General features: G+C 68.9%; 19 protein-coding genes. 12 read left to right on the plus strand and 7 right to left on the minus strand.

Features of this window, described 5'->3' with window-relative positions; genetic code table 11:
- Positions 1-93 precede the first annotated feature (93 nt).
- From FHR90_RS11965 to FHR90_RS11980, 4 genes are all read left to right on the plus strand, one after another.
- On the plus strand, positions 94-1,044 hold the full coding sequence (locus FHR90_RS11965; RefSeq protein WP_246330235.1) for a YncE family protein: 951 nt from the start codon (positions 94-96) through the stop codon (positions 1,042-1,044).
- Between the two features lie 38 nt (positions 1,045-1,082).
- A complete protein-coding gene (locus FHR90_RS11970; RefSeq protein ID WP_176625502.1) occupies positions 1,083-1,688 on the plus strand; it encodes a hypothetical protein in 606 nt (201 codons plus the stop codon).
- A gap of 19 nt (positions 1,689-1,707) precedes the next feature.
- The gene (locus FHR90_RS11975; RefSeq protein ID WP_183275305.1) at positions 1,708-2,322 is read left to right on the plus strand and encodes a hypothetical protein; all 615 of its coding nucleotides are present in this window, start codon (positions 1,708-1,710) and stop codon (positions 2,320-2,322) included.
- Between the two features lie 65 nt (positions 2,323-2,387).
- Positions 2,388-2,873, plus strand: a complete 486-nt coding sequence (locus tag FHR90_RS11980; RefSeq protein WP_176627021.1) for a hypothetical protein — start codon at positions 2,388-2,390, stop codon at positions 2,871-2,873.
- A 9-nt stretch (positions 2,874-2,882) separates the two neighbouring features.
- Here FHR90_RS11980 and FHR90_RS11985 read toward each other — a convergent pair whose 3' ends face one another.
- The gene (locus FHR90_RS11985) at positions 2,883-3,230 is read right to left on the minus strand and encodes a DUF6481 family protein (RefSeq protein WP_183275306.1); all 348 of its coding nucleotides are present in this window, start codon (positions 3,228-3,230) and stop codon (positions 2,883-2,885) included.
- 103 nt (positions 3,231-3,333) lie between these two features.
- Positions 3,334-5,358, minus strand: a complete 2,025-nt coding sequence (locus tag FHR90_RS11990; RefSeq protein WP_183275307.1) for a M61 family metallopeptidase — start codon at positions 5,356-5,358, stop codon at positions 3,334-3,336.
- 90 nt (positions 5,359-5,448) lie between these two features.
- On the opposite strand from FHR90_RS11990, the gene FHR90_RS11995 reads away from it, so the two are divergent.
- The 4 genes from FHR90_RS11995 to FHR90_RS12010 all read left to right on the plus strand — a co-directional run bounded on the left by FHR90_RS11995 (position 5,449) and on the right by FHR90_RS12010 (position 8,752).
- Complete coding sequence (locus tag FHR90_RS11995; protein ID WP_176626963.1) at positions 5,449-5,898, plus strand: NUDIX hydrolase; 450 nt, start codon at positions 5,449-5,451, stop codon at positions 5,896-5,898.
- Positions 5,895-6,764 (plus strand): PhzF family phenazine biosynthesis protein, encoded by an 870-nt coding sequence (locus FHR90_RS12000; RefSeq protein WP_183275308.1) that lies wholly within the window; start codon positions 5,895-5,897, stop codon positions 6,762-6,764. The genes FHR90_RS11995 and FHR90_RS12000 overlap by 4 nt, the downstream gene beginning before the upstream one ends.
- A gap of 113 nt (positions 6,765-6,877) precedes the next feature.
- Positions 6,878-8,581: an IucA/IucC family protein gene (locus FHR90_RS12005; RefSeq protein ID WP_183275309.1), complete on the plus strand. Its 1,704-nt coding sequence runs from the start codon at positions 6,878-6,880 to the stop codon at positions 8,579-8,581.
- A gap of 24 nt (positions 8,582-8,605) precedes the next feature.
- Positions 8,606-8,752, plus strand: coding sequence for a hypothetical protein (locus FHR90_RS12010; RefSeq protein ID WP_176626424.1), 147 nt, complete (start codon positions 8,606-8,608; stop codon positions 8,750-8,752).
- A 4-nt stretch (positions 8,753-8,756) separates the two neighbouring features.
- On the opposite strand, the gene FHR90_RS12015 is transcribed toward FHR90_RS12010, so the two are convergent.
- On the minus strand, positions 8,757-9,365 hold the full coding sequence (locus tag FHR90_RS12015; protein WP_176626426.1) for a trimeric intracellular cation channel family protein: 609 nt from the start codon (positions 9,363-9,365) through the stop codon (positions 8,757-8,759).
- Between the two features lie 21 nt (positions 9,366-9,386).
- A complete protein-coding gene (locus FHR90_RS12020) occupies positions 9,387-9,884 on the minus strand; it encodes a thioredoxin family protein (protein ID WP_183275310.1) in 498 nt (165 codons plus the stop codon).
- A gap of 121 nt (positions 9,885-10,005) precedes the next feature.
- On the opposite strand from FHR90_RS12020, the gene FHR90_RS12025 reads away from it, so the two are divergent.
- Both FHR90_RS12025 and FHR90_RS12030 read left to right on the plus strand, forming a co-directional pair.
- Positions 10,006-11,529 (plus strand): peptide MFS transporter, encoded by a 1,524-nt coding sequence (locus FHR90_RS12025; RefSeq protein WP_176623694.1) that lies wholly within the window; start codon positions 10,006-10,008, stop codon positions 11,527-11,529.
- A gap of 45 nt (positions 11,530-11,574) precedes the next feature.
- Entirely contained in the window at positions 11,575-12,168 is a 594-nt protein-coding gene (locus tag FHR90_RS12030) for a POTRA domain-containing protein (RefSeq protein WP_176623696.1), read from the plus strand.
- Positions 12,169-12,264: 96 nt separating this feature from the next.
- Here the strand turns inward: FHR90_RS12030 and FHR90_RS12035 are convergent, their stop codons facing one another.
- The 3 genes from FHR90_RS12035 to FHR90_RS12045 all read right to left on the minus strand — a co-directional run bounded on the left by FHR90_RS12035 (position 12,265) and on the right by FHR90_RS12045 (position 16,551).
- Entirely contained in the window at positions 12,265-13,494 is a 1,230-nt protein-coding gene (locus FHR90_RS12035) for a phospholipase D-like domain-containing protein (RefSeq protein WP_176623698.1), read from the minus strand.
- Complete coding sequence (locus FHR90_RS12040; protein WP_176623701.1) at positions 13,484-15,127, minus strand: S10 family peptidase; 1,644 nt, start codon at positions 15,125-15,127, stop codon at positions 13,484-13,486. The genes FHR90_RS12035 and FHR90_RS12040 overlap by 11 nt, the downstream gene beginning before the upstream one ends.
- A 77-nt stretch (positions 15,128-15,204) precedes the next feature.
- Positions 15,205-16,551, minus strand: a complete 1,347-nt coding sequence (locus FHR90_RS12045) for a purine-cytosine permease family protein (protein WP_176623703.1) — start codon at positions 16,549-16,551, stop codon at positions 15,205-15,207.
- 137 nt (positions 16,552-16,688) lie between these two features.
- Between FHR90_RS12045 and FHR90_RS12050 the strand changes: the two genes are divergently transcribed.
- Together FHR90_RS12050 and FHR90_RS12055 are read left to right on the plus strand one after the other, a co-directional pair.
- On the plus strand, positions 16,689-17,384 hold the full coding sequence (locus FHR90_RS12050; protein WP_183275311.1) for a 2Fe-2S iron-sulfur cluster-binding protein: 696 nt from the start codon (positions 16,689-16,691) through the stop codon (positions 17,382-17,384).
- Positions 17,381-18,403 (plus strand): FAD binding domain-containing protein, encoded by a 1,023-nt coding sequence (locus FHR90_RS12055; RefSeq protein ID WP_176624645.1) that lies wholly within the window; start codon positions 17,381-17,383, stop codon positions 18,401-18,403. The genes FHR90_RS12050 and FHR90_RS12055 overlap by 4 nt, the downstream gene beginning before the upstream one ends.
- Positions 18,404-18,411: the final 8 nt, after the last annotated feature.

The following is an 18,411-nucleotide window of genomic DNA, read 5'->3' on the forward strand; positions in this document are numbered from 1 at the left end:
GTGTCACGAATTGCCACGCGCGCGGCTGCACGGTTGACAGACGCGGCCCGGGCGGGCCTTGCATGGGGCCCGCCCCGCCCGGAGACCGACCCCTTGCGCCGCCTGACGACCCCCGTGCTGCTGCTGCTTGCAGCACTCTGCCCCGCGCCCGCCGCCGAGGCGGCACCGATCGCCTTCGTGCTGAATTCGGCCGATGCGACGATCAGCGAGTTCGACTATCTCACCCGACGCGAGATCCGCCGCCTGCCGGTGCTGCGCGAGCCGCACCATCTCGCCCTGACGCCGGATGGCCAGCACCTGGCGGTCGGCGATACCAGCGGCAACGCGCTGTTCTTCCTCGATCCGGTCACCGGCGAGATGCAGAACCACATCACCATCTCCGATCCATACCAGCTCTTCTTCAGCCCGAACGGCCGGTATCTCACCGTCGCCGGCCTCGCCCGCGACCAGATCGACATCTACGACGCGCACAGCTACCAACTCCTGCACCGGATCGTCGCGAAATCGATGCCGAGCCACGCCAACTACGCGCCCGATTCCTCGGTGGTCTATGTCAGCCTCCAGCAGAGCGGGCGGCTGATGGCGATCGAGACCGCGACCGGTCGGGTGATCTGGAACGTGCCCGTCGGCAGCACACCGGCCGGCGTGCTGTTCCATAATGGGCAGATCCTGGTCGGCGTGATGGGGACCGACTACGTCGCGGTGGCCGATCCGGCCGACGGGCACACGATCCGCCAGATCCATCTCCAGCCGGGGCCACACAACATCTTCCTCGATCCGGGCGGGCGGCATGTCTATGTCACCGCGCGCGTGTCGGGCTATATCGACCAGCTCGACCCGACCACGCTCGCGCTGCAGCACAGTTTCCGCGTCCCCGGCGGCCCGGACGACATCGTCTTCGCCCCGGACGGCAAGATGTGGGCGACGCTGCGCTGGCGCCAGCACGTCGCGGTCATCGATCCGGTCAGCGGCGAGTACACCACCATCGCGACCGGGCGTTCGCCGCACGGCATCTGGCTCAACAACGACATCCCCCGGCACTGATCCCCAATTCCGCGGAGAGACCGAGAATGAGGCGAGCGATGCGTTGCCTGCTGCCGCTGCCCTTTGCGGTCCTGCTGGCGGGATGCGCGGACGGCGTACAGCCCGCCAATGAGGTCGATCGCGCCCACTCGAAACCGCCCGTCTATCCGAAGCAGGAACAGCATGACGGGGTGATGGGCATGTTCGTGGGTTTCTGCAACGTCGCGCCGAGCGGTGCCAGCACCTGCCACCTCGCCTGGGGCTCGAACCCCGCCTTCGCCGAGGCCGGACGTGCGTTCCTCGCCCAGGTGCGTTTCACCGCCGGCACCGGCGATCCGCACCGGCGCATGCAGGTGCGCTTCATCACCCCCGCCCAGCGCCGGCTTGCCGTCGTCACCGCGCCGGACGAGGTGGTGATGCGCGGCAAGGCGGGCAGCGCGCTGGAGACGGTGCGCTACAACTGCCTCGTCGGCCTCGACGCCTTCGTGCATGACTGCGCAGCACCCGTGACCGACACCCCCGATGCGATCGCCCCGGCCCGGATCGCGCTGGCGCATCTGCCGCTGGGCCCGGATTTCGACGGCGAGACCGCCATCGCCCGCCGGCGCGACATCACGGTGAAGATCGTCCCGCCGGGGATGGACGCCGACAATCCGTTCAACTGACCGGGACCGCCAGAACCAGATGACCACCCGACCGACCGGCCGCCTCGCGCGCGGCACAGCCGCCGCCCTGCTCGTGCTGCTCGCCGCCGGATCGTCCGGCGGCTGTGCCGCGCGCGGGGCGGCCGGGGTGACCAACGTGATCCCGATCCCGCTGCGCGAGGGCATCGCGACGGTGGCGCATTTCGCCCCTGACGGGCGCCGGGCGGAGGTGGTGGTGGCCCGCATGCCAGGTGCCGGCGCGCCGTCGCTGATGGCGCTGCTGCCGCGCGAGGGCAGTGGCGCGCGTGATGACGGCTGGGACGTGGTCACCATTGCCGAGCCGACCGGAGGCATCTCAGGCGTGTTCAATCCCGGCCGGGGAGCGGCGGTCTATGCGCGGGCCAAGATCCGCGGCGTGCCGGCCACCCTGCTGCTGGCCGCCCAGCCGGCGGCCGACGACCCGCAGCCCTGGGGCCAGCCGCGCCGGATGGACGTGCTGGTCTACCAGCTCGAGACCGGCGCGCGGTCGGCCTCCTTCACCCTGCTCGACCGTCGCACCAGCACCGCCCGCTACTGCGACGCCGCCGATGCGCTGGCGGCGCAGTTCTCCATCGCCCTGCCAGGCGGCGCCGGGCTGTGCGGCCGCGCTGGCTGATTTGTGATTTCCCCGGCCCGGGGCCTCGCGTGCAAGACTCGAGACGTCGGTCGGGAGCGCATGGGATGCTGGGTCGTCTGATACTGGCGGGTGCAATGGGCGCACTGGCGATGCCGATGGCCACGATCCCCGCGGCCAGGGCGCAGGCGGACCGGCTCGATGCCCAAGCACTGGCCGACGACGCGGGCCAGCAGCTCGCCATCCATTCCTACCCCGGCGGCGGGACCGTCGAGACGATCGAGACCTGCTATGCCTCCGCCCGACGCCCGGACGAGATGAGGAAATGCATCGCGCTCGACGAAGTGTCCGATCTGGCCAACTGGTATATCAACATCAAGCGCGGCGATCGCAGCCATTCGGCGTTCTGGAGCGATGCGGCGCTGGCCGGGCGCATGACACCGGCCCGAGTGACATTCGCCTTCGGCTCGGAGCAGGTCGCCGACGACTGGACGACGCGCTATCTGCTGCTGGCCTATGACCGGGCGGTGCACAGCCCGGCGGCGTTCGGCCCGCTGCACGGCCACATTTTCACCCGTGCTCCGGCGATGTAGTGTCGTCTCTCAGCCGCGCCGGCGTGCTGCGGCTCGAGCCGCTTCCCACGCTGCGTCGCGGGCCGCCTTCTCGGCGCGGACGCGCTCGATCTCGGCGGCGATGCGGGCCTCTTCCTCGGCCTGCATGCGGGCGAGTTCCTCCGCCTCGCGCCGCGCGGTCTCCTCGGCGCGCTGGCGCTTGCGCTCGGCCTCGCGCAGTTCGCGCGCCTCGGCTACGGCGCGACGCTCGGCGGCGATGCGCAGCACTTCCGGATCGTCGGCGGCCGGACGGGCCTTGAATTTCGCCAGCATCGCCTCGCGGGCCGCGGCTGCGGCGGACTGGCGATCGGTATATTTGAAGCCCTTGAAGCCGCTCATCATTATCCTTCAGGCGTAGCAGACGCGCGGCTGACTGCCACGACCGCGCCCGCGGGGCAACCCATACGGACGCGGTCCTGCCATGCGGATCGCCTGGTGTGGTTCATTTCCGGGATGCGAGGATCTGGTCGAGCCGGTCCTGCGCGCCGTCGATGCGCTCGAGATGCGGGTAGCGCAGGCCGCCATGATAATCGAGACTCACCGTGCGGTAGCGCTCGCCCGCCTTGACCAGCAGCGTCAGCGCCTGGCCGGGGGCACCCTTGTCGGGCTTGGCCGCGGTGATCGCCGCCGACAGGCGCTCGGGCGTGTAGGCGACGCCGTTGACCGCCAGCAGCGTCGCGTCGCGCGCCAGCCCCGCCTTCCAGGCCGGGCCGCCCCAGGCGACATCGGTCAGATGGGCATCGTTGTCGAGCCTGAGCCCGATCGAATAGCTGTAATCATGCAGCTTGCGCTCGTCCTGGTATGCCTTGAGGTAAGGCGTGGGGGTCTCGGTGTAGACCAGCTTCCACCCCCCCTGGGCGAGACCGTCGAGCGGCGCGCCGGGGCCGACGCGATCCAGCCGCGCGCGCAGGAACGACGCCCAGTCATAAGGCTGCACGGCATTGAGGGCCGCGACCACGTCCTCGAACTTGTACGGCGCGGTCACGTACGAACCGCTGTCGACGCCGAAGAACCGCGCCGCGAAATCGTCGAGCGAGTGCCTGTCGCCCGACAGCTTGCGGATCAGCGTGTCGGCATCGAGCCAGATGAGCTGGCCTTCGGAATAATAGTCCTCGCTGCGCTGCCACGAGGTCCAGGACAGCGGCGCGCGCTGCGCGATGATCGGATCGTTGGTGGTGTCCTGCACGGGGCGCCACAGCCGGCCGGCACGGTTGTCGTAGGCCGCGGCGACCGCGGCGATGGCGTCGCGGGCCTGGTCGGCGGTGATCAGCCCCGCCCGTGCGGCAAGGACATAGCCCCAGTACTGGGTCTGACCCTCATAGACCCAGAGCAGCGAATCGCGCTCGGGGACGTCGAAGTTCGGCGCCCACAGATCGGCCGGGCGGCGGAACTTGCCGTTCCAGCTATGGGTATACTCATGCGCCAGCAGGTCGCGCATCGGGAAGGTCTTGTCCCACTCGGTGAAATAGCCGGGCGGGCCGGAATTCTCGCTCGACTGGTGGTGCTCGAGGCCGATGCCGCCGAGCTGCTTGGTCAGCGCGAGCAGGAAGTCGTAATGCGCATAGTGGTGGGAACCGAACAGCAGATAGGCCTGTGTGACCAGCGCGCGATGGGCCGCGATCTGGGCCGGGGTGGCATCGAGGCTGTCGGGCGTATCTGCGAACAGGTCGAGACTGACCGGGGCGTTGCTGCCCGAGGGGGTCAGGTCGATCTTGCGGTAGTATCTGCCGGCGAACAGCGGCGAGTCGACCAGGGTGGCGAAATCCACCGTCTGGAAGGCGATCGGGGCGAGGCGCGCCCCGTCATCGCGCTGCGCCTTGAGCGGACGCAGCGCGGTGCCGTAGCCCCAGCCCTCCGGCAGGACCACGCGGGCATCGACCTTGATGTCGCGGGAGAAATAACCGGCCGGATACAGGGCTGTGGCGTTCCATTGCAGGTTCAGCAGGTCGGGCGTCATCACCACCCGGCCCTCCTCCCTGGTGATCGGCGAGAGGAACTGGAATTTCGCCTCCAGGCTCTTCGCGCCTTTCGGCACCGGCACGTGGAAGGCATAGACATCCACCGTGTCGCGCGCCCACGCCAGGGGCTTGCCCTCCGCACTGACCACCAGGCCGCCGAACTGGTCGATCGGGCCGCTCGGCGAGTGATTGCCGGGCAGCCATTTCGGATACAGCAGCACCATGTCGCCGCCCGAGCGGGCGATCTCGTCGGGCACCGGGATGGTCTCGGTGACCGAGAACACATGCCGGTCGAGATCGGTCGCGTTCACCTCCAGCCCGAGCGTGCCGGGATAGGCGATGTCGCGCGGGGCGGGGATCGCGGGCGGCATCGCCAGCGGCTGCGGCAGCGCCTGGCCGGCGGCGGGCGCGGGGACCTGTGCGCGGGCCGCGGCACCGGAGGCGAGGCCGATCAGGCTGACGGAGGCGAGCCATGCGGAAAGGCGGATCGCGGGGCGGGGTCGGCGCATGGTCGGATATCCTGTCTCGGTTCGGCGATGCGACGCCCCCTACGCCGCCCGCGCCGGGCTGACAAGCCATCGCGAGGTTGCAATCAAGCCATGCGCCACACACAGGACCTCACCCTGCCCGTCCCCGCCGTGCTGGCCGTGGTGGTCGCGGGCGACAGGCTGTTGCTGGTGCGTCGGGCGAAGGCGCCGGATGCCGGAAGATGGGGCTTTCCCGGCGGACGGATCGAGCCGGGCGAGACCCTCGCCGATGCCACCGTGCGCGAACTGCGCGAGGAAACCGGGCTCGCCGCACGCGCCGGCGCGGTGCTCGACGCGATCGACGTGATCGGTCCGGGGCATCATTTCGTGCTGGTCGCCCTGCTCTGCACCGAACCTCGCGGCACCGCCTGCGCCGCCGACGATGCGCTGGAGCTCGGCTGGTTCACACCCGACGAGATCGCCGCCCTGCCCGAGGCGGCGCGCAGCGCGGGGGTGCTGGCGCTCGCATGCCGGGCGTTGGAAGCTGCCAGCCGACGCACCAAACAGGGCCCGCTCCGATGACCAGCTATCTCTACGAGACCTATGACGTGTTCACCGACACGCGTTTCGGCGGCAATCCGCTCGCCGTGCTGCCGGATGCGCGCGGGCTCGACACCGCGCTGTGCCAGGCGATCGCCGCCGAATTCAACTACAGCGAGACCACCTTCGTCTTTCCGCCATCCGACCCGGCCAACACCGCCCTTGTGCGCATCTTCACCCCGCACGGCGAACTGCCCTTCGCCGGCCACCCCAATATCGGCACCGCCATCGCGCTGGCCCGCGGCGGGCGCGACCGGGGCGGCGTGCTGCGCTTCGAGGAGGCGGCCGGGCTGGTGGTGCTGGAGGTGATGCGCAACCCGCAGGGCGAGGCGGTGGCGGCTCGGCTGGAGGCACCGCAGAAGCTGCGCACGGGGGCGCACTTCGACACCGCGATCATCGCCCGCGCCGCGGGCCTGGCCACGGCCGACGTGCGCACCGCGCTGCATCCGCCAATTACCGCCGGGGTGGGCGTGGATTTCGTCATCGCCGAGGTCGACGGCGAGGCGCTGACCCGCGCGACGAGCAATGCGGCCGCCCACGCGGCGATCGACCGGCGCTTCCACCTCTGTCTCTACGCCCGCACCGGCGACGCGACCGCGCGCATGCGGATGTTCGCGCCCAATGACGGCATCGCCGAGGATCCGGCCACGGGTTCGGCGGCCGTGGCACTCGCCGCCCTGCTCTGCGAACGAACGCAGGCCGACCGAATCGAGCTGGCGATCAGCCAGGGGGTCGAAATGGGGCGACCGAGCCGGCTGGAGGCGGAGGCGTGGCGCCACGGCGACGAGGTACGCGCAGCCGTGGCGGGAGGCTGCGTCGCGGTGATGCGGGGCGAGCTGGACCTATAGAAAGGACCACAGGGCGCGTGGCCGTCGGCGGCAAGAGCGACAGACGAATTCCGCTTGTGTTGAGAATGATTATCATTCCTACTATTTGGAGTGGATGACGCAGGAGGGAGTGGATGAACGAGGCATCGCCGGCGGGAACGCTGGGGGCTTATGCGACGCGCGAGGCGGAACGCTACGGCATCGAATGCCTGCTCAACTGCGTGCTGCGCGAGGTCGCGCTGCCGCGCGGCGAGGCGCGGCTCGATTATCGCGGCGGCGACCGGCCGGAGGCGCTGCGCACGATGACGGTGCTGCGGATGCGGGTCGGACGGGGGCGCCTGGTGATCGCCGTCGCACAGGCCAGCCGGCTCGGACGCTGCCATTTCGCCTCCGCCCCCTTCCACCGCCCCGGCCCGGGTGCGAGGTGGCAGCCGCTCGGCCTCGATGCGCTCACCCAGGCGCTGGCGCCGCAGATCGCCACACTGGTCGCCGACAGCCGCGACAGTCTCGAGCTGTTCCTCCGGCGCCTGCACGTGCTGCCGGCGCCGCTGCGCTCGTCCGCCGATGCGCTGCGCGATTCCGAGCAGTTCCAGCTCTGGGGCGACGCGATGGACCCCGCCCCCAAGGCGCGCGGCAGGGTCGATCCCACCGCGCTGGCCTATGGCTCGCCGGAAACCGGCTCGGCCCTGCAGTTGCAGTGGTTCGCGGTTGATCCGGGGCTGATCCGCTGGCTCGGGCCGGAGCGCGGCGAGATGCTGGACTGCATCGCCGGCCTGCCTGACCTCTACCCCTGCCATCCCTGGGCGGCAGCGCGCCTGCAGGAAAACCCGGCCTTCCGACAGTTGCTGGCCAGCGGCCGCATCGCCCCCGCCGGCCTGCGCGGGCTGCCGCTCTATCCGACCGGTTCGGTGCGCACGCTGTATCATCCCGCCCTGCCGGCGATGCTGAGGATGTCGGTGCCGGCACGCATCGACGGCGAGAACGGCTGGCAGGCATGGAGCGAGCTCGAACGCAGCGTGCGGCTGTCGCATCTGCTCGGCCGCGTGCTCGACACGTCGGAGGCAGAGCCGGGCGGGCAGACGCTGCTGCTGCTGCGCGAGCCCTCCGCCAGCACGCTCGCCCTCGATTCCCCGGGCGCGGGGCAGGTACTCGCCGACGGGTTCGGCATCGTCTACCCGATGCAGATCCCGGTCGCGCTGCGTGACCGGCTGCGCCCGCGCGTCGCCTCGTCGCTGTTCACCTGGTCGCGCAACGAGCTCGGCCGCCCCGCCTCGATCCGCGCCATCGCGCTGACCGTCGAGAAACTTACCTTGCCGACGACGGAGGCGGCCGTGCTGTGGCTGTCGCGCTATGTCCGGCTGCTGGCGGGCGGGGTGATGCGGGCCTGGCTGGCGCATGGCGTCGCTCTCGCGCCCCGGCTGCCCGACGTGCTGATCGGCAGCGACGCCGTCGGGCTGCCGGCGCGGCTGTGGCTGCGCGGGACGGAGCGGGTGCGCCTGCTGCGCCGTCGCTGGGCGGGCGAATGGCGGCAGGGCCGCGTGCTGTGCGACGAGGAGGAGGGCTGGAGGCACCTGGTCGATGCGCTGCTGGTCGGCAACATCGCCGAGGCGGTCTTCCATCTCGCACTGGCCACCGGCGTCGACGAGGCGGCACTCTGGGGTGTGGTCCGATGCGAGTTCCGGCACCTGCGTGACCGACTTGGTGGCGACCGGCTCGCCGCCCTGTGCGACGGCGAGGCGTGGCCGACACGGCGAAGACTGGGCCCGGGAGAGGTGCTGCTGCCGTCTGCCTTCGTTGGGCTACCGGAAGAAGTGGAAACGTCGCGGGCGTTTGGCTAGGCTGCTGCCGGAACAGGAGATGCCATGGCACGCAGGCCCGACTACACCGCATGGATCGTGCTCGGCACGGTGGCGGGGCTGCTGCTGGTCGGTTTCTTCGTCTTTCCGGCCGTGCAGCACTATGTCGCGCACGAGGACTGCATCGGCCACGGCGCGACGAACTGCGAATAGTGCGTCACGCGCCCCGCCAGCGGAACACCGGGAACGCCCAGCCGCGCGCGATCGCGGTCAGCCGCAGGCCGAGCCCGGCCACCATCGCCGCCACCACGGTGATGTCATGCGGGACGCCGAATCGCAGGGCGCCGAGATAGAGCATGCCCACAGCGAGCGACACCGAGGCATAAATCTCGCTGCGAAACAGCAGCGGCACCTCGTTGCAAAGGATATCGCGCAGCACGCCGCCGAAGCAGCCGGTGATCATGCCACTGACCACCGCGACGGCCACCGACAGCCCCATCGCGCGGGCCAGATCGCAGCCGATCAAGGTAAACACCACCAGCCCGACCGCGTCGAGCAGCAGGAAGGTGCGATGCAGCCGCGCGACATGGCGCGCGATCAGCACCGTACCCAGCGCCGCCCCGCCGGTGAGGAGCAGCAGCGACGGATGCGCCACCCAGGACAGCGGATGCCGGCCGAGCAAAATGTCGCGACACGAACCGCCGCCCAGCGCGGTGATCGAGCCCAGCATGGCGACGCCGAACCAGTCCATGTCGCGACGCCCGGCGGCCAGCGCGGCACTCATCGCCTCGGCGACCAGCGCCATCAGATAGAGGCCGTGGAGCATGCCGGTGTGCGGGGCGCGTCCTCAGCCGGGTGCCCAGCCGGCAAGCTTGTCGGCGACCGCCTGATCCGACATCGAGCGCGCATCGGCCAGCGCGCGGGTATCGTCGGGGTTGAGGATCTTGCCCTCCGGCGTCACCGCGATCACCGCCGGGACGCCCTTGGCCGCACCGCCATACTTGGCTTCGAGGTCCATGTTGCGGTCGTAGCGGCCGACATCGACCTTCACCACGACGAAATGCTGCTCGATCCATGGGGCGAGCGCCGGATTGGCCATCACGCCCGCGAGGATGCGGCAGTCCGGGCACCAGTTGCCCCCGAAATCGATCAGCACGGTCTTATGCTCGGCCTTCGCCCTGGCGAACGCCGTATCGACCGCCTTGTGGGCGTCGGCGGTGGTGTCATACGGCGCGGTGACCGGCTTGCTCTGCCCGGCCGGCACCTGCGGCGCGGTGACCGCGGCGCGCGCGGCCGGGGCGGCGGCGAGGCCGAAAGCGATGATGGAGGCTGCAGCAAGGCGCATAAGGGTATCTCCCGTCACGAGGGCATCGTTCCACGCCTATGTGGCACCGAGGTCCAGGGTCGACAACCGCGACGCAGCGCACCCTTGCCAAGCGGGCCTGCGACGGGCGAGGTGTGCAGCCATGACGCATGTCCTTGCTTCCGAACGCCCGGCCCGCTTCCGTTCCTTCCTGGTGGTGCTGCTGATCGAGCTGTGGGAACGCTTCGGCTATTACGGCATGCAGGCCGTGCTGCTGCTCTACATGGTGCAGCGGCTCGGCTTCCCGGACAGCCGCTCCAGCCTGCTGTGGGGCGCGTTCGCCGCCCTGACCTATGCCTCGCCGGCGATCGGCGGCTGGGTCGGCGACCAGATCCTCGGCTCCAGGCGGACCATGCTCGCCGGTGCGGCGACGCTGATGGTCGGCTACGCGCTGCTGGCCGCACCCCAGAGCGGCACCGGGCAGCTCTATGCCGCGATGGCGGTGATCGCGGTCGGCAACGGGCTGTTCAAGTCCAACGCCTCCAACCTCGTGCGCCGCATCTATGCCGATGACGATGCGCAGCTCGATGCAGCGTTCACGCTCTACTACATGGCGGTCAATGTCGGCTCGACGGTGTCGATCCTGCTCTGCCCGTGGCTGAAGGACGCGTTCGGCTGGCCGGCCGCATTCGGCGTCTGCGCCCTCGGCCTGGCCCTCGGGCTGCTGAACTACGGCCTGATGCATCGCCGCCTCGCCCATATCGGCTCGGAGCCCGACGCACGCCCGCTGTCGGTGCGGCACGTGGGTCTGGTCGCCCTCGGCGCGCTGGCGGCGATGGTGGCGGTCGCCTTCGTGCTGCAGCACCCCGCCGTGGCCCGGGCCTGCGTCTATCTCGCCGGACTGGTCGTGGTGGCCATCTGGGCGATCTTCTTTCGCCGGGCCGCCCCGCGCGAACGCGCCGGGCTCGCGGTGCTCTACATCCTCACCTTCGAGACGATGCTGTATTTCATCTTCTACCAGCAGCAGGCGACCTCGCTGACGCTGTTCGCGCTGCGCAACGTCTCGGGCGACTTCACCCTGTTCGGCACTACGCTGTGGCATTTCTCCGCCGGCCAGTTCCAGGCGCTGAACCCGATCTGGATCATGCTCGCCTCGCCGCCGCTCGCCTGGACCTATACCCGCCTCGCCCGCGGCGGCCACACCGTGACGCTCGCCACCAAGTTCGCCATCGGCATGGCGCTGGTGACCTGCGGGTTCCTGATCTGGTGGCTGTCGTGCCTGTGGAGCCGTACGCCTCTGGTCTCGCCCTGGGTGATGGTCGCCGGGTATGGCGCGATCTCGGTCGGCGAGCTGATGGTCAGCGGGCTCGGCCTCGCCGCCGCCGCCCGCTACGCACCGGCACGGGTCAGCGCCTTCATGATGGGCGCCTATTTCACCGCGGTCGGCATCTCGATGTATCTCGGCTCATGGGTCGCCACCCTCGCCTCGGTGCCGCAGACCGACGTCCCCGATCCGGCCGCCACCCTGCCGATCTATGGCGCGCTGTTCGAGCACCTGTTCTGGTTCGGCGTGGTGTGCACTGCCATCTGTATCGTTCTGCTGCCGCTGACCCGCGTGCTCGACCGCCGCTTCCTGATCCGGCCGGAGGCCGACTTTGCTCCGGCCCCGTTGCCCGACGCCGCCTGATCACCGCATGATCGTCGCATCCGTTCGCCCAAAGGAACCCTCTTCATGACGCCCATCCCCCTCCGCGCCCTGATGCTCGGCAGCCTGCTCGCCACAGCCCCGCTCGCTCACGCCGCCCCGACCGCCGTGCCGGCCGAGGACGCCCCGCTCAAGCTCAAGGCCCTCGCCGTCAGCGGCAATGCGATCGTGCCCACCGAAGAGCTGATGGCGGCGATCCCGTTCCATACCGGCGATACCGTCACCCGCGCCGAGATCGCGCAGGGTGCGGACGATGTCGGCGGCGTCTACAAGAAGCACAATGTCGGTGCCGAGCTCGGCACGAGGGCCACCTATCTCGGCAACACGGTGAAGGTGACCTACGTCATCTCCAACGAAAGCGCGGCACCGCCGCCGACGAAGGCGCAGCTCATCGTCGATTCGGTGTCCATCACCGGCAACAAGCAGGTGCCGAGCGACAAGCTCAACGCGGCCATCAAGCTCCACGCCGGCGCTCCCGTCACCAACGAGGACCTCTCCGCCGACGTCAAGGCGATCCAGCAGGTCTACAAGGACGCCGATGTCGGCATGTCCCTGCAGCCCGACGTCACCTACCCGCAGCCCGGCCACGTCGTCATCGTCTACAAGATCACCGAGAAGTAGTCTCGGCTTGGGGGGCGCTGCCCCCCCTAACCCCCCGGCAGGGGGCTCGGCCCCCTGCACCCGCGAATCATCAGACAGGGGGACAGCGTCCCCGTGTCAGGGCTGCACCTTTGGTGGGCTGTAGTGGCCGGCCGGGTCGATGAGGGTGACGTAGGGACCGGTCCAGTCCGCATCGAAGATGCGCGCCAGGGTCTGCGCCGGTCCGGCACCGTGGATGAGGACCGAGGCATCGACGGTGTTGGCGAAATAGGACCATTCCCAGTTGCCGGTGCCGATCATGGCGTCGGTCTCGTCGGTGACGGCGTATTTGGCATGTTCGACGCGCGCGTAGGGGATGAAGCCGGTGGGGTTCTGCGGAACGGTGGAGAACTTGACAGTGATGTTGGGCATCAGTGCCAGGGATTTGAGATAGGCCTGCATCGGCTCGTGCAGTGCCCAGTCGGCGACGATGATGCGCACCTGAACGCCGCGCGCGGCGGCATCGCGGATCGCGCTGTCGATCTCCGGCCACCAGCCCTTCGCACCGTAGCCCTTGAGGGCACTCAGCGTCATCACCTGGAGGCGGAAGACCGATCTTGCCTTGCCGATCAGCGCCACCAGGCTGGTCTGCTCGTCGCTCAGCGCGGCGGGGGTGAGGCTCGGTGGACTGAAGGCGGGAAAGACCGAGACGGGGCCATCGGCGGCGGCTAGTTCGACCGGATGCAAGGCGGTGACAGGAGCAAAGCCCAGCGCATTGTCCCGGGCGGCAGCGATCTGTGCGTGATCGGGGCGTTTCGCGGCCGCCCAGTCGAAATCGAACGCTGCGGTGAAGGTCTCACCGAACTTCGTGTCGTCGATCGCCGCGCCGACCTCGTGAATCTGCTCGAGGGCCCGCCAGTCCCAGTTCTGGCTGCCGACGAAGACACGGGCATGATCGACAATCATGTATTTGGCGTGCAGCACACCGCCGGTGAGATCGCGCATCGGCAGGATGGCGATCTCCAGGTTGGGGACGCCCTCGAGCAAAGCGAGATTGCCCTTGGTCTCGCGCATGAAGGTCTGGTCGAGCAGGATGCGGACATGCACGCCGGAGCGCGCGCGCTCCGCGATCGCCTTGAGCACCGGCGTCAGCGTCGAGCCGGGATGGTCGGTGATGTAGAAGGCGGCAATGTCGATTGTCCTGCGCGCGCCCGCGATCATCGACATCCAGACCGGCTGCGTGCGCAGCGTGTCGCGCGCGCCGAAGGACGTGCCTTTCGGTACGCTCTCGACGATCTGGAACGCCGGGGCGGCGCTCGCCTGCGCGCAGAGCAGCAGCGAGGCGAGACAGGCCGCCTCAATGCGCATCGACGGCGCCTTCCTTCTGCGACGGCGCCTCGGTGCGGTGGATGAAATCGGCGACGTTGTCGTGCAGCTGCTTCAGCGAGGGCAGGTTCGCATAGACCATGTGGCCGGATTCATACTGCTTGTATTCGATATTGGCCTGCAGGCGCTGCGGCATCGGCAGATGCGACATCTCGAACAGCCCGGCATAGAACGGGGTGGCGAGATCGTAGTAGCCGCCGTTGAGCATCACCTTCATCGTCGGGTTGCCCTTCATCGCCCAGGCGAGATCGGCCATCACGTTGACGGTTCCGGGTTGCGGCTGGCTGGCGGTGGGCGGCTGATGCTTGAAGTCCCAGTCCTTGAACACGTCGATCTCCGGCAGGTACGTCCGGTCCTGGCCGAAATGCAGCGTATTGCGGACATAGGCGTTGAAAGCGGAGACATAGGCGCTGCTGATCGCGTTCGACTGCGGATCGTATTCCACCTCGCGGTCGAGCGGGTCCATCACCGGTCCGGAGAAACGCGTATCCAGCCGCCCGGTCGCGGTCTCGGTATCAATCTGGAGCTCGTGCTCGAACTCGCCGCCATTGACGCGCAGATTGGCGCGCTTGAGATACTCGACCGGCAGACCGGTGAACTCATGCAGCTTCGCGGCAATCGCGTCTTTCTTCGCGGGATCGAGATTCGCACCTGCGAGCAGGGCCTGCGTGTAGTCGCCCATCGCGAAGCTCTCGACCTGCGCAAGGAGATCCTTCAGTGCGATGGTCTGGTTGGGCAGCCGGTGGTGATACCAGGCGGTGGCGGCGTAGGTCGGCAAGGCGAGCGCATAGATGGTGTCGTTGCCGGGATTGTCCTGCGGATCATCATCGTTGAAGTCGAAATTGAGGATCTGCGACAGCAGGATCACGCCGTTGAGATCGATGTTCTTTTCGCTCTGCAGCAGATAGGCGAGTTGCGCCGAGCGGGTGGTGCCGTAGCTTTCACCAAACAGGTATTTGGGCGAGTTCCAGCGATTGTACTGCGACAGGAACGCCTCGATGAAATTGGCGAAGGCATGCGCGTCCTCGTCGGTGCCCCAGAACGCCTTCTTCGCCTCCTTGCCGGAGAGCTGTCCGAAACCGGTGCCGGGCGCGTCGATGAATACCAGGTCGGAGGCGTCGAGCAGGCTTTCGTCGTTGTCGACCAGGCTGTAGGGCGCCGCCGGCGTGTGCGAATGATCGAAGGTGGAGACGCGCTTCGGGCCGAATGCGCCCATATGCAGCCACACCGTCGAGGAACCGGGCCCACCATTGTAGATGAAGGTGATCGGGCGCTTCGAGGCGTCGGCGCCCTTGGCGAAATAGGCGACATAGGACATCGCGGCGAGCGCGTCCTTCCTGTCGTCGCCCTTGCCGTCTCCGTCATTGACGATGTTGGGCTGCCAGCCATCGGGATGCACGACCAGCGTGCCGACCACCGCATGATAGGCCACCGGCTTGCCGCCGACGGTGACGCTGCCGTCGGAGCCGGCGGATTGCGCCACCAGCTTTTCCTTCGGCGCGTCGGTGGTGGTCTTGACGTCGGTATGGGTGGTCTTGGAGTCGTCCGCCCGCAGCGGCGCGGCGGTGAACATGGTCGCGGCCAGCAGGGTGGCGGCGAGGCGGATGGATGTCATGCGGGCTCCGTTGCCTTGATACGAGACGACAATGGGGCGCGATCATGGCGGCAAGCGGCGGCGCTGACCAGAGGATGTTATGGTGTAACGCTGAGTGACGGGTCGTGCCGGGGCGCGAGCCAGGCATAGGCGAGGAAGGCGCTCGCGAAGCCGACATAATAGCCGATATCCGCCCCACCGAGCAGCCGCGCCACCGGACCGGTATAGACCTCGGAGCTGGCGAACAGCGCGATGGTGGCGATGGTGGTGACGACGAAGATGCTCGCCCCGAGCGTCCAGGCGCGATCGGCGCGCGCATCGGTGTGCAGGCTGGCCGGCGGGCGCAGATACCAGTCGGCCAGCACCAGCGCGCTCCATGGCGCGATCCAGTACATCGTCAGCACCAGATAGCGGGCGTAGAAATCGGCATACGAGCCTGCCCCGGCCACGGCGAGGACATAGCCGAGTGCGGCGGTCAGCAGGGCGGCGATTGTGCGCGGCAGGCGCAGTCCGGCGGAGATCAGGCTGTAGGCGGCGGTATTGTCGTTGACCGAATTGCCGGTGATCGACGACAGCGCGATCACCGCCAGCACCGCCCAGCCGAGCCAGCCTGCCTGGTCGCGCAGCGCGTCGATCACACCCAGCGGCGAGCCCTCGCCGAGCGAGCCGGCGGTCAGCAGCCCGAGGATCTGGAACGGCGCTGACGAACACAGCAGCCCGGCCAGGGCGAGGCGGATGATGTGCGCCGGTGGCGTGCTGGCGGGCAGGTAGCGCGTGTAGTCCGACGAATACGACACCCAGGAGAGGTTGAAGCTGGCGATCACCGCGGTGGCCAGCACGATGTTGGGCCAACTCGCCTGCGGAGCGTAATTGGCGCCGAATCCGCCACGGGCGACCGACAGAACGCCGATGCCGATGAAGGCGAGCAACAGCGGCCCGCCGAGGAACTTCTGCAACCCCTGCACCAGGTCATGGCCATAGATGCTGGCCGCCATCTGGCACAGGGCGAGCACGCCGAGAGCGGCCCAGAACGGCATCGGGACCCCGAACAGCAGCAGCAGCGAGCCGAGGGCCGCGGCGGCGGGGACATTGTTCACCGCGTCCCAGCCGACGCAGTAGATCCAGTTCAGCAACGACGGCAGGCGCAGGCCGCGATCGCCGAGCACGCGGCGCGACGCCTCCATCTGGGTGAGACCGGTGCGCGGCCCGATCACCGCGGCGAGTGCGACCGGCAGCGCGCCGAGGATGTTGCCGACCAGGATCGCCGCGATGCCGGTCAGCGGGCCGAGGCCGAGATGCACCAGCAGCACCCCCGACACCCAGCCTCCAGGACCGAGATTGGGCGAGAAATGGCTCCAGAACACCCGGTCGACCGGCATGGTCTGCCGCGCGGGCGGCACGCCCTCGGTGACATTGGCCGGACCCGATGCCTCCAGCAGCGCCATCTTCCGTCCCCGCCCCCTGCCTGTCGCCGATACGGGCAGAGTGTGGCGCGGGACCATGTCGCGCAACAGGGGCGACGCTTCCGGCAGGACGCGTTCTGCGGCACAATGGCCCGGTACAGACGATGGCCGGAGGGCAGATGACCGATCCAGACCGCCCCTCCCGCACGCGGGACGAGCACCCGCCTGGGCGGCGCGCCCTGCTCCAGGCAGGCGCAGCACTCGGGCTGGCCGGCGGGCTCGATCGTCCGGCACGGGCCGAGCCGACACCCGCAGCCCCCCCCGCGAAGCCGGCGGGCGCGCATCCCGTCGCCCGCAAGGTGGCGAAGGTGGCCGTCACCCTGTCGGTCAACGGACAGAAGCACGCGCTCAGCCTCGATCCGCGCACCACCCTGCTCGATGCGCTGCGCGAGACGCTGCGGCTGACCGGCACCAAGAAAGGCTGCGATCACGGCCAGTGCGGCGCCTGCACGGTGCTGCTCGACGGGGTGCGGATCAATGCCTGTCTGACCCTGGCGGTGATGCACGACAACATACCGATCACCACCATCGAGGGCGTCGGCGGCCCCGATCATCTGCATGCGCTGCAACAGCATTTCATCGATCACGACGCCTTCCAGTGCGGCTATTGCACGCCGGGGCAGATCTGCTCGGCGCTGGGTATGCTCGGCGAACTGAAATCGGGCGCGGCCAGCCATGTCAGCGCGAAACTCGACGGTCCGCACGAGGCAAGTGCCGCGGAATTGCGTGAACGCATGAGCGGCAATCTGTGCCGATGTGCCGCCTATCCGAACATCATCGCCGCGATCACGGATTTTGCGGGCAAGGCGGCATGAGGGCGTTCGACTACCAGCGTGCGCGCAAGCCCGAGGACGCCCTGTCGGCGAATGCGGCGCGCTACATCGCCGGCGGCACCAACCTGCTCGACCTGATGAAGCTGGAGATCGAGCGGCCGGAGCGGCTGGTCGATCTCAACGCGCTGGCGCTCGACAGGATCGAGGACCTTCCCGACGGCAGGCTGCGCATCGGCGCTCTGGTGCGCAATGCGACCCTGGCCGCGCATCCGCTGGTGGTCGCGCGCTATCCAGTGCTCAGCCGCGCGCTGCTGGCCGGTGCGTCGCCGCAACTGCGCAATCGCGCCACCACCGGTGGCAATCTGCTGCAGCGCACGCGCTGCCCGTATTTCTATGATCCCGCGCAGAACTGCAACAAACGTGATCCGGGGGCGGGCTGTTCGGCGCGCGGGGGCCTGACCCGCAATCTCGGCATCCTCGGCATCAGCGAGGCGTGCCTGGCAACCCATCCCTCCGACATGGCGGTGGCGATGCGCGCGCTCGATGCGGTGGTGGAGACACGCCTGCCGGGCGCGCCGGGGGAGACGCTCGGGCGCTCGATCCCGATCGCGCAGTTCCATCTTCTGCCGGGCAGCACGCCGCAGATCGAGACCATCCTGCAACCCGGCGAACTGATCACCGCCGTGGTGCTGCCGCAGCCGCTCGACGGCGCGCAGCGTTATCGCAAGGTGCGTGATCGGGCCTCCTATGCGTTCGCGCTGGTCTCCGTCGCGGTGACGCTGAAGATGAAGCAGCAGAGTGTCGCGCGCGTCAGCCTCGCCCTCGGCGGGGTGGCGCCGAAACCATGGCGCATCGAGGAGGCGGAGAGCAGGCTGGTCGGCCAGCAGCTCAGCGACGACGCGCTCAAGACGTTCTGCGACGCGCTGCTGTCCGGCGCACAGGGAAGTGCGACCGGCAACGCCGCCGATCCACACCGGCTCGACAACGCCAACGACTTCAAGATCCCGCTGGCACGGCGGATGATGATCGCCACCCTGCGCGACGCGGCGAAAGAGGCCTGAACCGATGG

Origin of the sequence: Endobacter medicaginis, assembly GCF_014192375.1 — a bacterium.
In the GTDB taxonomy this organism is placed as follows: domain Bacteria; phylum Pseudomonadota; class Alphaproteobacteria; order Acetobacterales; family Acetobacteraceae; genus Endobacter; species Endobacter medicaginis.

Bases quoted from the DNA above. Each gene is read 5' to 3' on its own strand.
- FHR90_RS11970 (WP_176625502.1), top strand. From the start codon at position 1,083: ATGCGTTGCCTGCTGCCGCTGCCCTTTGCGGTCCTGCTGGCGGGATGC.
- FHR90_RS11975 (WP_183275305.1), top strand. From the start codon at position 1,708: ATGACCACCCGACCGACCGGCCGCCTCGCGCGCGGCACAGCCGCCGCC.
- FHR90_RS11980 (WP_176627021.1), top strand. From the start codon at position 2,388: ATGCTGGGTCGTCTGATACTGGCGGGTGCAATGGGCGCACTGGCGATG.
- FHR90_RS11985 (WP_183275306.1), bottom strand. From the start codon at position 3,230: ATGAGCGGCTTCAAGGGCTTCAAATATACCGATCGCCAGTCCGCCGCA.
- FHR90_RS11990 (WP_183275307.1), bottom strand. From the start codon at position 5,358: ATGCGCCGACCCCGCCCCGCGATCCGCCTTTCCGCATGGCTCGCCTCC.
- FHR90_RS11995 (WP_176626963.1), top strand. From the start codon at position 5,449: ATGCGCCACACACAGGACCTCACCCTGCCCGTCCCCGCCGTGCTGGCC.
- FHR90_RS12000 (WP_183275308.1), top strand. From the start codon at position 5,895: ATGACCAGCTATCTCTACGAGACCTATGACGTGTTCACCGACACGCGT.
- FHR90_RS12005 (WP_183275309.1), top strand. From the start codon at position 6,878: ATGAACGAGGCATCGCCGGCGGGAACGCTGGGGGCTTATGCGACGCGC.
- FHR90_RS12010 (WP_176626424.1), top strand. From the start codon at position 8,606: ATGGCACGCAGGCCCGACTACACCGCATGGATCGTGCTCGGCACGGTG.
- FHR90_RS12015 (WP_176626426.1), bottom strand. From the start codon at position 9,365: ATGCTCCACGGCCTCTATCTGATGGCGCTGGTCGCCGAGGCGATGAGT.
- FHR90_RS12020 (WP_183275310.1), bottom strand. From the start codon at position 9,884: ATGCGCCTTGCTGCAGCCTCCATCATCGCTTTCGGCCTCGCCGCCGCC.
- FHR90_RS12025 (WP_176623694.1), top strand. From the start codon at position 10,006: ATGACGCATGTCCTTGCTTCCGAACGCCCGGCCCGCTTCCGTTCCTTC.
- FHR90_RS12030 (WP_176623696.1), top strand. From the start codon at position 11,575: ATGACGCCCATCCCCCTCCGCGCCCTGATGCTCGGCAGCCTGCTCGCC.
- FHR90_RS12035 (WP_176623698.1), bottom strand. From the start codon at position 13,494: ATGCGCATTGAGGCGGCCTGTCTCGCCTCGCTGCTGCTCTGCGCGCAG.
- FHR90_RS12040 (WP_176623701.1), bottom strand. From the start codon at position 15,127: ATGACATCCATCCGCCTCGCCGCCACCCTGCTGGCCGCGACCATGTTC.
- FHR90_RS12045 (WP_176623703.1), bottom strand. From the start codon at position 16,551: ATGGCGCTGCTGGAGGCATCGGGTCCGGCCAATGTCACCGAGGGCGTG.
- FHR90_RS12050 (WP_183275311.1), top strand. From the start codon at position 16,689: ATGACCGATCCAGACCGCCCCTCCCGCACGCGGGACGAGCACCCGCCT.
- FHR90_RS12055 (WP_176624645.1), top strand. From the start codon at position 17,381: ATGAGGGCGTTCGACTACCAGCGTGCGCGCAAGCCCGAGGACGCCCTG.